Below are 12,793 nucleotides of genomic sequence, written 5' to 3' on the forward strand. Positions count from 1 at the left end.
TTAGAACGGCGCTTCGATCTGGCTCATCCGCACGTAAACGGTCTTGAGCTCGGAATAATGGTTGATCGCGGCCTTGGAGTTTTCGCGCCCCACGCCGGATGCTTTGGACCCACCAAACGGGGCCTCGACCGGCGCGTCATTGTAGGAGTTGATGAAACAGGTGCCGGCTTCGAAATTGGCCACCACGCGGTGGGCGCGGGTGATATCCTGGGTAAAGACGCCAGCGGCCAGTCCAAACTCGGTGTCATTGGCGCGCGCCATCACCTCTTCTTCCGTGTCAAAATCCAGAACCGCCATGACCGGGCCGAAAATCTCTTCGCGCGCGATCACCATGTCGTCTTTTACATCGGCGAAAACGGTGGGCTGCAGGTAGAACCCCTCGCCCTCGATGCGCTCGCCGCCATAGGCCACCCGCGCACCTTCTTCGCGGCCCTTTGCGATGTAATTCATCACGATATTCAGCTGCCCTTCGCTGACCATCGGCCCGAAAGACGTGTCAGGGTCGAGCGGATCGCCGATCACCGCATTGTCCAGACGCTCGGACAGGCGTTTCAAAAACGCCTCCTTGATGCCCTTTTGCACAAAGACGCGGGTGCCGTTGGAACAGACCTGACCGGTGGAATAGAAATTGCCAAGGATCGCCCCCGACACCGCATCATCCACATTGGCGTCGTCAAAGACGATCATCGGGGATTTGCCGCCCAGTTCCATCGTCACATGTTTCATCCCCTCGGCGGCGGCGGCATAAACCTTGCGCCCTGTCGGCACCGATCCGGTCAATGAGACCTTGTTCACCTCGGGGTGGGTCACGAGGGCCGCGCCCACATCGCCATAGCCCTGCACGACGTTGTACACACCAGCGGGCGCGCCCGCCTCGACCAGGATTTCCGCGACTTTCAGCGCACAAAGCGGCGTGGTTTCCGAGGGTTTGAACACCATCGTATTGCCACAGGCCAATGCAGGCGCCCCTTTCCAGCAGGCAATCTGGGTCGGGTAGTTCCACGCGCCAATGCCCACGCAGACGCCCAGCGCCTCGCGCCGGGTATAGACGAAATCGCCGCCCGGCAGTTGGATGTGCTCTCCGGTCAGCGAGCCGGCCAGACCGCCGAAATACTCCAGCGCATCGGCCCCGGATGTGGCATCGGCAACTGAGGTTTCCTGATACGGTTTGCCGGTGTCATAGGTTTCCAACACCGACAGATCATGGTTGCGTTCGCGCATGATGTCGGCGGCGCGGCGCAGGATGCGGCCCCGTTCGGTGCCGGACATGGCTTCCCATTCCTTCTGTGCGGAACGGGCTGCGATCAGCGCACGTTCGACAATCTCATGCGTCGCGGAATGCAGCCGCGCCACCACCTCGCCGGTGGCCGGATAAATCACGTCGATCGGCGCACCATTGGTGTCTTCGACATATTCGCCGCCGATGAAATGGCTGGCTTTTGGTTGGGTTTCAATTTTCATGACTTGCCTCCGGCGGGGGTATTGGTGGTCAGAAGAAAAGGTGCACGCGGATCATTCGCCCCGCGGGAACCGTTTGCTGTCTTCCAGATTGTCGAGATTCATGTGGTTGCGCATGTAGCGCTCGGATGCTTTTTGCAGCGGCTGGTAGTCCCAGGGGAAATAGGCCCCGTTGCGCAGCGCTTCGTAGACGACCCAGCGCCGCGCCTGGCTTTCGCGCACCTCATTGTCATAGGCCGCCAGATCCCAGCGCGCATCGGCCTGCGCCCGGAACCCGGCCAGCACCTCCGCATGGGCCGGATCTTCGGCCAGGTTGGTCAGTTCGTGCGGATCCTTGGTGACGTTGAACAGCTGATCGGGGTCCAGCGCACAGCGGTTGTATTTCCAATCCCCCTCACGGATCGACACCAGCGGCGCGTAAGAGGCCTCGGCGGCATATTCCATCGCCACCGGGCTGGTGCGCGCCTCGCCTTGGGCCAGCGGCAGCAGGCTTTCACCATCCACCCAGGGCATCACCTCGTCCAGCGAGACACCGGCCAGATCGGCCAGCGTTGGAGTCACGTCAAGCGTGGACACGGGCGCTGTGATCAGGCCGGGTTCCAGACCGGGGGCCGAGATCATCAGCGGCACGCGGGCCGAGCCTTCGTAGAAGTTCATTTTGAACCACAAGCCCCGTTCGCCCAGCATATCGCCATGATCCGACACAAAGACGATGATCGCTTCCTGGCGGGTGGCTTCGAGGATATCCATCATCTCGCCGACCTTGTCATCGAGGTAAGAGATATTGGCAAAATACGCCCGGCGCGATTTGCGGATATCCTCTTCGGTGATGTCGAAATTGCGCCAGTCATTGGCGTCGAAGATGCGTTTTGCGTGCGGATCGTGATCTTCGTAATCCCAGGCCGGGATTTCGGGCAAAAGATGGTCGCAATCTTCGTAAAGATCCCAGTATTTGCGACGCGCCACGTAGGGGTCATGCGGGTGGGTGAAGCTGGCGGTCAGACACCAGGGGCGGTCATCGTTGCCACGCGCGAGATCATACAATTTGGCGCAGGCGTTATAGGCCACCTCGTCGTCATATTCCATCTGGTTGGAAATCTCGGCCACACCCGCGCCGGTGACCGACCCCATATTGTGATACCACCAATCAATCCGCTCGCCGGGTTTGCGGTAATCCGGGGTCCAGCCGAAATCGGCCGGGTAGATGTCGGTGGTCAGGCGCTCTTCGAACCCGTGCATCTGATCAGGGCCGACAAAATGCATCTTGCCGCTAAGCGCGGTGTAATATCCCGCCCGGCGCAGGTGGTGAGCATAGGTCGGAATGTCAGACCGGAACTCGGCCGCATTGTCATAGACCCCGGTTCGGCGCGGCAATTGACCTGACATGAACGACGCGCGTCCCGGCGCACAAAGTGGGGAAGCCGTGTAACTGTTCTGAAACCGCACCGATTTTGCGGCCAGCTTCTTCAGGTTCGGCGCATGCAACCACTCAGCCGGGCCATCCGGGAACAGCGTGCCGTTGCACTGATCCACCATAATGATGAGGATGTTCGGTTTCGTCATTTGCGCGTCTCCCTGTTTTGATCGGTGTGATGGGGGGGTGCGGGATGGCACGTCATTGCCCACGCAGCTTCAGCATCACGTCCAGAAACTCGAGCACCTGGGCGGTGGCCCGTTTGCCGCTGGGGGTTTCTTCGCGAAGCGCGTGGCGAATGAATTGCCCGTCAATCTGGGCGGCGATCATATCGGCCAGATCATGGGCGTCCTGCACGGCCCCATTTCCGAGAATCACCCTCAGTTCATGCACGAGGTTGGAATGCAGCCGGTGCTGATAAACCGCCAGCAGACGGCGCGCCCCATCCGAGGATTGGCTGAGCACATAGAAATTCAACCAGGCGGCAATGACCTCTGGCCGAAAGTTACCCGCTTCAAAATTGGCGCGGATGATTGCCTCGACCCGGTCACGTGGGGTCTTCGCCCCCAACAGCGCCGCGCGCACCTGCGCGCCATAGACCGAGAGAATATGACGCATGGCCGCCAGGAAAATCTGGTCTTTCCCGCCAAAGTAGTGGTGTGCCAGGGCGGATGACATGCCCGCCCGTTTGGCAATCTGGCTGACCGTCACGTCAAGCGACCCGACACGCCCGATCTCACTTATCGTCGCGTTTACAAGGGCTTTGCGCCGGATTGGTTCCATTCCCACCTTGGGCATCTGCAGGTCCTTTGAAGATTTCTTTTGACAGGCTTGCGTTTTTTTAATTGACTCGTCAATCAATAAAAAACAGAAATCAACGCCAATGAACGCGGTTTCACCCAGCCGGTCGCTGGGATAGGGTCGCAATCAAGTGCGAAGGGGGCGTTTTTTCCCTTTCCCTTGCAAGCGATGAAACCGCACCAAACAACGGGAGCGAAACATGAAATTGAAATCCACCCTTTCCGCCCTGGCCCTGATGGCCACCGCGACCACCGCCTTTGCCGACGGCCATTGTGACAAGGTGACCTTCTCGGACGTGGGCTGGACCGACATCACCGCCACCACCGCCGCGACCACCGTGGTACTGGAAGCGCTGGGTTATGAGACCGACATCAAGGTTCTGTCCGTGCCGGTGACCTACACCTCGCTTGCCAAAGGCGACATCGACGTGTTCCTCGGCAACTGGATGCCGACCATGGAAGCTGACATTGCCCCCTATCGCGAAGCGGGCACCGTCGACACCGTGCGCACTAACCTTGAAGGCGCAAAGTATACGCTCGCCGTGAACAAGGTTGCCGCCGATCTGGGCATCAAGGATTTTGCTGATATCGCCAAACACGCGGATGCGCTGGACGGCAAGATTTATGGCATCGAACCAGGCAATGACGGCAACCGCCTGATCCAGTCGATGATCGACGGCGACGCCTTTGGCCTGAAAGACTTCGAAGTGGCTGAAAGCTCGGAACAAGGCATGCTGGCCCAGGTGGCGCGTGCTGACAAGAAAGACGAGCCGGTTGTGTTCCTGGGCTGGGAACCCCACCCGATGAACGCCAATTTTGAAATGTCCTACCTGACCGGTGGCGATGATTTCTTTGGCCCGAATCTGGGCGGTGCCGTGGTCGACACCAACACCCGCGCCGGTTACGTGACCGAATGCGCCAACACCGGTAAGCTTCTGCAAAACCTGAGCTTCTCGCTGGCGATGGAGAACGAGATCATGGGTGCCATCCTGAATGACGGCCAAGATCCGGCTGACGCCGCCAAAGCCTGGCTCGCTGCCAACCCGGATGCGTTCATGGCATGGCTTGATGGCGTGACCACCAAAGATGGTGACGACGCCGTGGCCGCCGTGAAAGGTGCCCTGGGTCTCTGATCTGACCCTCCCCCCTTCTGCCGATCCCTGTCTGGTGGAAGGGGGTTTTCTTTGCCCTCTTGTTGGTACGATCCCTATGTCCCTCGCTCTGCTTGCCTTGTTCATCCCAGCCTGTTTTGCGCTGAATGCGGCCCCCGGGCCGAACAATGTGCTGGCCTTTGCCAATGCATCGCGTCTGGGGTTCGGGACCGCATTGATTGGCGGGTTGGGGCGGATGTTGCCCTTTGCCGCGATGATCGCGCTGGTGGGGCTTGGGCTGGGGGCCATTCTGGCCACCTCTGCCACGGGTTTTGCCATGGTGAAATATGCCGGGGCCGCCTATCTGGCCTATGTGGGTTGGCGCATGTGGCGCGCGCCTAACCCGGATGCGGATATCACCTCGCGCGACACGACTTTGGGCGCCTTGATGCGCCGCGATTTCCTGATCGCCATTGGCAATCCGAAAGCGATTGCGATCTTCACCGCCTTTTTCCCGCAATTCACCGACCTGAGCCAACCGCTCGCACCGCAGTATCTGTTGCTGGGCGCGCTGTTTCTCGGGCTCGAGGCGTTGGCCGTGGCCCTTTACGCGGGTCTTGGCGCGGGCATGAAAGGTTTTCTCACTCCGACCCGTCTTCACCGGTTGAACCGGGGCGTGGGCGGGTTTCTCATCTTTTCGGGCCTGACCATGGCCCTCAGTGAAAGGCATTGACCCTTGGACTGGTTGACTGACGCAAAAATCCCTGTCGGCAAGAGCATTGCCGATGCCTTTGACTGGCTGACCGACGCTTTCGGCCCGTTCTTCGATACCGTCGATGACGTGTTGAGCAGTGGCATCGATGGGTTCCTCTGGCTGCTGCAATACCCGCCTGCCCTGCTGATCGTGGCGCTCTTTGGTGCGCTGACCTGGTATCTTCAGCGCAGCTGGGGCCGGGTTGTGGTGGTGGTGCTCTGCTTTCTCTACGTGCTCAACCAGGGCTATTGGGAGGAAACCACCGAAAGCCTCACGCTGATCGTCTTTGCGGTGATCTTTTGCATGGGTGTGGGCGTGCCGATTGGCATTTACGCAGCACACCGCCCGCGGTTCTTCAAGGCGATCCTGCCGATCCTCGACATGATGCAGACGATCCCGACCTTCGTTTACCTGATCCCGATGATTGTGTTGTTTGGCATTGGCATGGTGCCGGGGCTTGTGGCCACCTTCATCTTTGTGATCCCGGCGCCCATTCGCCTGACCCAACTGGGCGTGAGCCAGGTGCCCACCGCCCTGACCGAGGCGGGCGCCGCCTTTGGCGCCACCAAGATGCAGACGTTGTGGAAGATCGAACTGCCCTCGGCCTTCCCACAGATCATGACCGGCCTCAACCAGACCATCATGCTGTCGCTGTCGATGGTGGTGATTGCCGCGCTTGTGGGCGCGGATGGCCTTGGCGTGCCGGTGGTGCGGGCGCTCAATACCGTGAACGCCTCTTTGGGGTTTGAAAGCGGGCTGGTGATCGTTGCGGTTGCCATCGCCCTTGACCGTATGCTGCGCGTGGAGAGCTGATCATGACCGCTGTTGAATTTGATAACGTCTCGATCGTCTTTGGCGACAAACCCCAAAGCGCCCTGCCCGCGATGGATGCCGGCAAGGAACGTGGCGAGGTGCAGAAAGAAACCGGCCAGGTGCTGGGCGTTCACAACTGCTCTCTGTCGGTGGCCGAAGGGGAAATCCTGGTGCTGATGGGCCTGTCAGGCTCGGGCAAATCCACGCTCTTGCGCGGTGTGAATGCGCTGAACCCGGTGGTGCGCGGCACCGTGCGGGTGAACGATGGCAACGGGCTGGTGGATGTGACCCACGCCGACGCCGCCACCCTGCGCCGGATCCGGCAAAACCATGTGGCCATGGTGTTCCAGCAATTTGGCCTCTTACCCTGGCGCACCGTGCGTGAAAATGTCGGCCTGGGGTTGGAACTTGCCGGGATGAGCAAGGGCGAACGCGCCGCCAAGGTGGACGAACAGCTTGACCTGGTGAACCTGACCGACTGGGCCGAGCGTAAAGTGGGCGAGCTGTCGGGCGGGATGCAACAACGGGTGGGCCTGGCCCGCGCCTTTGCCACCGACGCCCCGATCCTTCTGATGGATGAACCCTTCTCGGCGCTTGACCCACTCATTCGTGCGCGCCTGCAAGACGAGCTGATCGAACTGCAATACAAGCTCAAGCGCACCATCATCTTCGTCTCCCATGATCTGGACGAGGCGTTCAAACTGGGCGACCGGATTGCGATCATGGAAGGCGGGCGCATCGTGCAATGCGGCACCCCGCGCGAGATTTTCACCAATCCGGTGAATGAATATGTGGCCGATTTTGTCGCCCATATGAACCCGCTGGGCGTGCTGACCGCGCGCGACGTGATGGACCCGCCCGGTGAGATGCTACCGCTCACCGTGGGCAAGTTCACCCCGGTGCGTGAGATCCTTGAACTGATGACCGACACGGAAAACCGCGTGTCCGTTGTGCATGAAGGCGAACTGATCGGCGAAGTGGTGCGCGCGCAGGCGATCGAAGGCCTGCTTGATCCGCGCAGCATCAGCGCCGGATAGCCAGACACCCAAGGGCAGGACGGTTTCGACCAGTTCCTGCCCGACGGGTTGGGGCCTCTGAAAAACGGGATTTCTGCCCGCCTTACTTGCTGTTATGGTGCAGTTATCTTTCGGAGGCCCCACATGTTTCGTTCCGTCATTCCCGTATTGACCCTGTTGCTGGTGACCGCCTGTGCAACCCCGCAGCAAAAATGTATTTCCCAGGCGTCGTTGAAGATGCGCAAAGCAGAACGACAGGCCGCAAAGATCGAAAAGGATCTGGCACGGGGATATGCGCTGCACCGCCAGACGGTCCTGGTGCCGACCGTCGAGATCTGCACCGACGCAAAGGGCAAAAGCTATCACTGCGTTGACCATGATCACCGTACCATCCAGACCCCGGTCGCCATTGATGCGGATCTTGAAAAAAGCAAACTGGCCGCTCTGCGCAAGCTGATCAAATCAGAGCGCCCCAAGGTGGAAGCGGCAACCAAATCCTGCGTCATGCAATTCCCGGAATGACGGATCCCGGATCGCCCCGTGTGGCGCTGGTTCTTGGGGCCGCACTGCGGGCGGACGGACGCCCCACCCCGGCGCTTAGGCGTCGTGCGCGCCATGCGGCGCAGTTGTACCTGTCGGGGGACGTCGATCTGATCGTAATGAGCGGCGGCGTGCCGCGCGGTGGGACAAGCGAAGCAGAGGTCATGCGCGACATTGCCCTGGCCGAAGGTGTGACCGGCACGGATATCCTTGTCGAAAATCAAGCGGGCAACACATGGGAGAACCTGCTGTTCTCGCGCCCGATGCTGCCTGAACATGCGCAGGTGGTGCTGGTCACCGATTCCTATCACGCGCCAAGGGCCTTGATGATGGCCCGGCGACAGGGTCTTGCCATGAGCGCAAACGGCCCTTCACCTGCGGATATCCCGATCAGAAAGCGCCTGAAAGGGCGGCTGCGCGAATGGGCGGCAACCGCGCTTTATCTGGTGCGAGGGCCGCGCCGATCTCGGTAATGGATCACTTGGAGACAGTGACCTGAACCGAGGTGCCCAGGCTGCCGCGCCCATAGATACGCACAAAGACCGTCGCCCCGCCATCAACCAGGTTCTTGGCGGCCCGCGGGTCGATCTTGCCGTTCATCACCATCTGTTCCATCGCGGCGCGATTGTCGATCGAACCAAAAAACGGATCCCATTCATCGCCTGCCTGGCTGATGCCATAGCGGTGATAATTGGCCCGGTCCTGGCGCAGCACCTGCCAGGGTTCGCGCAGCCGTTTGCCCTTGGAGTTGGTCAGGTCCGCCTTGCCGATATAGGCCACATAGGCCCCGATCAGATCATCGGCAGTTGCCGTCAGCGGCGCGGCGAGCAATCCGATGGCGGCAACAGCCGAAAAACAGGCAGATTTGAATAATTGCATGGTGATCCCCTCTTCCTTTTTAATTTGGGGGCCTGCGCGGCCAAGGTCAATCACCCTGCCCGGCGCTTTGTCTGAAATCGGCGGAAATCTGAACTGACTTTGGGTCACTCCGCGGTCACTCTCCTCCGGTCACTGTCAACCCCAGCAGGCGCCAGGCCTGCATGCCTCCGCGATAATAGTGGATGCGGTCCGCCGGGTATCCGGCCTCGATCATGCGGCGGATGGCGGTGGGGGATTGGCCGCACCAGTTCCCGTTACAAAAGAGCGCCACGGTTTTGGCCCCTTCGCAATCAAATCCGTCAAAATCCACCTCGCAGCCCAGCTCATCTAGCCGGTCGGGCGCTTCGTTATAGGGGATCGAAATCGCCCCAGGAATGGTGCCGCTGGCATGGTGATCCGGCACGCGGCTGTCGACCACGACCACCTCGGGGTCTTGCAGGAAGGCAAGCATTTCAAGTTCGCCAATTGTGGTCACCCCGGGGGCTGGCGTCATCGGCTGCACGCAGAAGTTTGGGCAGTTGCGCGAGGTGCGCGCCCATTCGCCAGAAATCCTGTTGTCCGGGTCCTGCACGCGTTCGATCACAACATCCCCGCCTTCGGTGGGCACGGTGACCGACGCCATGTCCTTGGTGATATTCACGCCCTCGGCAAACACAGGCGCGGCGACCGCCGAAAAAAGGGCGGCCAGAAAGGTCTTCTTCATCATGATGGGGTCCTAATCCTGTTGTTGAAAATGATCAGTTGAAGGTCTCGAACACGTCATACATCACCGGCTCAAAGCTTTTGCACAGCTCAGCAATCCGCCGGTTGCGTTCGCGCATTTCCGATGTGCGCAGCATCGCCTGGAAATCCTCGCGCCGGGTCCATTGCGAATAGTTTGCGATACGGGTCTGGGCGTCATTCACATGAAGCCCCGCGCCCACGAACCCGGGCTGTTTCGAGATGAAATTCTCATACGCATCGGTCAGGGCATCCAGCAGATCCTGACAGGTGCCGGGGGTCATTTCAAACGTGGTGATGACGGTCTGATAGTCGGGGGCTTTGCTGATTGTCGGCATGGCTTCCTCCTTATTACAGGTTCAGCCTAGCCCGATCGTTCAAATATATGAATAGTTTATTCGTCGCAGGCGCTTCGATCAGTCAAAGATGTCAAAGATCTCTTTCAGAACCGATTTGCGCTTTTTCTTGCGATAGGGTTTGCCGCGCCCTTCATATTTGTCGCGCCCGTCTTTTTCCCATCTGTCGTATTTGCCGCGTTTGTCATATTTGTTATCGCGATCATCGTAACGGTCGTCCTTACGGCGCTCGTCATATCGACCTTCACGCCGCTCTTCATGGCGCGGTTCAGGTTCCCGGGCTGCGCGCGGCTCTGGCATCGGGGGCGACGGGGGCAGATCTGGCGCGCCCAAATAGGGATCAGGGTCCTCCAGCTCAATCGCCGGTGTCGCCTTTTCGATGATCTTGTCCAGCTCGCCACGGTCCAGCCACACACCGCGACATTTGGGGCAATAATCGATCTCAACCCCTTGTCGTTCGGCCATCAACAGCTCGGCTCCATCAACCGGACATTTCATCAAACGCTCCTTTTTCTCGTCCACCAGTCTCATCTCATATGGGAACGAAAAAGGCGGGCCGCAAGGACCCGCCATTCAGCACTTCATTCGAACTGTGACGTCCGCTTAGCGTGAGACATGCACGCAGCAGGGCGCATGACGCACAACGCGGGCCGCGGTCGAGCCCAGGAAGAAATCGGTCAGCCCCGGACGGTGAGACGCCACCACGATGCAGTCCACATCATGCCGCGTGGCGTATTCGACGATGGCATGGCCCGCATGGCCCGACACCACTTTGGCCTCGACGCCTTCCATTCCGGCCAGCTCTTCATTCAACCGCGCTTCCAGCTGATGGGCATTGTCTTCGATCTGCCCCTGCGGCAGGTATTGCGCCACATAAGACGGCACCTCTTCCATCACATGCAGGGCGGTGATCTTGGCACCCTCATCGGCCAGCACTTTTGCAATCTTCAGCGATTGATTGCTGTCACGGTCGTGATCCAGGGCAATCGGGACGAGAATATTCTTGTACATCTCAGCGCTCCTTTTCTGCGCACCATTTCTTGTTTGAGATAAGGATAGGAGCCCGCTGCGAGCGCCACCATGATCGAAGTCAAACACTTGTCCCGATCCCTTCCCCGGCTCGTGCCACCGCGCGCCCTCTTTTTTCTTGTCACAAATATCCCGGGGTGAGGCCCCGCGGGGCCGAGGGGCAGCGCCCCTATAGCAACCAGCCCTGTTTGCTTGACTCCACGCCCATGCTGCACTACATCCAGCCCAAACCCCGGGAGTCGTGAAACTTCCGGTCCCTTGGCCCATGCCGGGATCGCCCCCTGTCAGCGCGTCGCGCCCACAGGGGCGTTACTGGTTTGAGCGTCTGGGGACAGTTGGATATGCACCCGCGCGCCCTTATCTAAGGGGCAATGAAACGGCGAAAGGAGCCGCAAATGTTTGAGAGCCTGTCAGATCGCCTCTCCGGTGTCTTTGACCGCCTGACGAAACAGGGTGCGCTGTCCGAGGATGACGTGAAAACCGCGCTGCGCGAAGTGCGTGTGGCCTTGCTTGAGGCCGACGTTTCGCTGCCGGTTGCGCGCGATTTCATCAAGAAAGTGCAGGACGCAGCCACCGGCCAATCCGTGACAAAATCGGTCACCCCCGGCCAGCAGGTTGTGAAGATTGTGCATGATGCGCTGGTGGATGTGCTGACCGGCGAAGGCGAACCCGGTGCGCTGAAAATCGACAGCCCCCCTGCCCCGATCCTGATGGTGGGTCTGCAAGGCGGCGGTAAAACCACCACCACGGCAAAGCTCGCCAAACGGCTGAAGGAAAAAGACGGCAAACGCGTGCTGATGGCGTCATTGGACGTTTATCGCCCCGCCGCGATGGACCAGCTGGCCGTGTTGGGCACGCAGGTGGGCGTTGACACCCTGCCGATCGTGAAAGGCCAGAAACCCGCCGACATCGCCAAGCGCGCCAAGCAACAGGCGACGATGGGCGGTTATGACGTCTATATGCTCGACACCGCCGGGCGTCTACACATTGACGACGTGTTGATGGGCGAAGTGGAAGAGGTCTCCAAGATCGTTGACCCGCGTGAAACCCTGCTGGTGGTTGACGGGCTGACCGGTCAGGTCGCCGTGGAAGTCGCGCAGGAATTTGACGACAAGGTTGGCATTTCCGGCGTGGTCCTGACCCGGATGGATGGGGACGGGCGCGGTGGTGCGGCCCTGTCGATGCGCGCCGTGACCGGCAAGCCGATCAAATATGTCGGCCTCGGCGAGAAGATGGACGCGCTGGAAACCTTTGAACCCGACCGGGTTGCAGGCCGCATCCTCGGCATGGGCGACATTGTGGCGCTTGTGGAAAAGGCGCAGGAAACCATCGAGGCCGAACAGGCCGAACGCATGATGAAGCGCTTCTCGAAGGGTCAGTTCAATATGAACGACCTGAAGATGCAGCTGGAGCAGATGATCAAGATGGGCGGCATGCAGGGCATCATGGGGATGATGCCGGGCATGAACAAGATGGCCAAACAGGCTGAGGCCGCAGGCATGGATGACAAGGTGCTGAAACAGCAGATTGCGCTGATCCAATCCATGACCAAACGCGAACGCGCCAACCCGCAAATCCTGCAGGCCAGCCGCAAGAAACGCATCGCGGCGGGTGCTGGCATGGAAGTGAGCGACCTGAACAAACTGCTAAAAATGCAGCGCCAGATGTCCGACATGATGAAGAAAATGGGCAAGATGGGCAAAGGCAAGATGCTGAAACAAGCGCTCGGCGGCATGTTCGGAAAAGGCGGCGGCATGCCCGATATGGGCGGCATGGATCCGTCGCAAATGGACCCCAAGGCGCTGGAACAAGCCGCGAAAGCCATGGGCGGCAAACTGCCCGGTGGCCTGCCCGGTCTGGGTGGCCCCGGAGGCCTGCCCGGTGGCCTGTCGGGCCTTGGCAAGAAGAAGTAAGGTTGAGATA

The 12,793-nt window shown here is 60.0% G+C and carries 15 protein-coding genes; 7 read left to right on the forward strand and 8 right to left on the reverse strand.

The window, feature by feature from the left end; all coding sequences use genetic code 11:
• Genes betB through betI form a run of 3 tightly spaced genes read right to left on the reverse strand, consistent with a single transcriptional unit; the run spans position 1 to position 3,670 of the window.
• On the reverse strand, positions 1 to 1,461 hold the full coding sequence (gene betB, locus ACP15V_RS13395; protein WP_424944212.1) for a betaine-aldehyde dehydrogenase: 1,461 nt from the start codon (positions 1,459 to 1,461) through the stop codon (positions 1 to 3).
• A 51-nt stretch (positions 1,462 to 1,512) separates the two neighbouring features.
• Entirely contained in the window at positions 1,513 to 3,021 is a 1,509-nt protein-coding gene (betC, locus tag ACP15V_RS13400) for a choline-sulfatase (protein WP_424944213.1), read from the reverse strand.
• Positions 3,022 to 3,073: 52 nt separating this feature from the next.
• Entirely contained in the window at positions 3,074 to 3,670 is a 597-nt protein-coding gene (gene betI / locus ACP15V_RS13405; RefSeq protein WP_424944214.1) for a choline-binding transcriptional repressor BetI, read from the reverse strand.
• Positions 3,671 to 3,872: 202 nt separating this feature from the next.
• Here betI and choX point away from each other — a divergent pair, with 202 nt between their 5' ends.
• The 6 genes from choX (at position 3,873) to ACP15V_RS13435 (ending at position 8,359) form a co-directional block, all read left to right on the forward strand.
• The gene (gene choX, locus ACP15V_RS13410) at positions 3,873 to 4,805 is read left to right on the forward strand and encodes a choline ABC transporter substrate-binding protein (RefSeq protein WP_424944215.1); all 933 of its coding nucleotides are present in this window, start codon (positions 3,873 to 3,875) and stop codon (positions 4,803 to 4,805) included.
• Positions 4,806 to 4,881: 76 nt separating this feature from the next.
• Positions 4,882 to 5,496 carry a LysE family translocator gene (locus ACP15V_RS13415; RefSeq protein WP_424944216.1) on the forward strand — a complete coding sequence of 205 codons (615 nt, stop codon included), beginning with the start codon at positions 4,882 to 4,884 and terminating at the stop codon, positions 5,494 to 5,496.
• Positions 5,497 to 5,499: 3 nt separating this feature from the next.
• On the forward strand, positions 5,500 to 6,330 hold the full coding sequence (gene choW / locus ACP15V_RS13420) for a choline ABC transporter permease subunit (RefSeq protein ID WP_424944217.1): 831 nt from the start codon (positions 5,500 to 5,502) through the stop codon (positions 6,328 to 6,330).
• Positions 6,331 to 6,332: 2 nt separating this feature from the next.
• On the forward strand, positions 6,333 to 7,367 hold the full coding sequence (gene choV / locus ACP15V_RS13425; protein WP_424944218.1) for a choline ABC transporter ATP-binding protein: 1,035 nt from the start codon (positions 6,333 to 6,335) through the stop codon (positions 7,365 to 7,367).
• A 123-nt stretch (positions 7,368 to 7,490) separates the two neighbouring features.
• Positions 7,491 to 7,868, forward strand: a complete 378-nt coding sequence (locus ACP15V_RS13430; RefSeq protein WP_424944219.1) for a hypothetical protein — start codon at positions 7,491 to 7,493, stop codon at positions 7,866 to 7,868.
• Positions 7,865 to 8,359, forward strand: coding sequence for a YdcF family protein (locus ACP15V_RS13435; protein ID WP_424944220.1), 495 nt, complete (start codon positions 7,865 to 7,867; stop codon positions 8,357 to 8,359). The genes ACP15V_RS13430 and ACP15V_RS13435 overlap by 4 nt, the downstream gene beginning before the upstream one ends.
• 4 nt (positions 8,360 to 8,363) lie before the next feature.
• Here ACP15V_RS13435 and ACP15V_RS13440 read toward each other — a convergent pair whose 3' ends face one another.
• From ACP15V_RS13440 to ACP15V_RS13460, 5 genes are all read right to left on the reverse strand, one after another.
• Positions 8,364 to 8,765: a hypothetical protein gene (locus ACP15V_RS13440; RefSeq protein ID WP_424944221.1), complete on the reverse strand. Its 402-nt coding sequence runs from the start codon at positions 8,763 to 8,765 to the stop codon at positions 8,364 to 8,366.
• A gap of 115 nt (positions 8,766 to 8,880) precedes the next feature.
• Positions 8,881 to 9,471, reverse strand: a complete 591-nt coding sequence (locus ACP15V_RS13445; RefSeq protein WP_424944222.1) for a rhodanese-like domain-containing protein — start codon at positions 9,469 to 9,471, stop codon at positions 8,881 to 8,883.
• 31 nt (positions 9,472 to 9,502) lie between these two features.
• Positions 9,503 to 9,823, reverse strand: coding sequence for an antibiotic biosynthesis monooxygenase family protein (locus tag ACP15V_RS13450; RefSeq protein WP_424944223.1), 321 nt, complete (start codon positions 9,821 to 9,823; stop codon positions 9,503 to 9,505).
• 78 nt (positions 9,824 to 9,901) lie between these two features.
• Positions 9,902 to 10,339, reverse strand: coding sequence for a zf-TFIIB domain-containing protein (locus tag ACP15V_RS13455; RefSeq protein ID WP_424944224.1), 438 nt, complete (start codon positions 10,337 to 10,339; stop codon positions 9,902 to 9,904).
• A 105-nt stretch (positions 10,340 to 10,444) separates the two neighbouring features.
• A complete protein-coding gene (locus ACP15V_RS13460) occupies positions 10,445 to 10,852 on the reverse strand; it encodes a universal stress protein (RefSeq protein ID WP_424944225.1) in 408 nt (135 codons plus the stop codon).
• Positions 10,853 to 11,265: 413 nt separating this feature from the next.
• Between ACP15V_RS13460 and ffh the strand changes: the two genes are divergently transcribed.
• Complete coding sequence (gene ffh / locus ACP15V_RS13465; protein ID WP_424944226.1) at positions 11,266 to 12,783, forward strand: signal recognition particle protein; 1,518 nt, start codon at positions 11,266 to 11,268, stop codon at positions 12,781 to 12,783.
• Positions 12,784 to 12,793: the final 10 nt, after the last annotated feature.

Origin of the sequence: Aliiroseovarius crassostreae (genome assembly GCF_049803815.1) — a bacterium.
Lineage (GTDB): Bacteria > Pseudomonadota > Alphaproteobacteria > Rhodobacterales > Rhodobacteraceae > Aliiroseovarius > Aliiroseovarius crassostreae_A.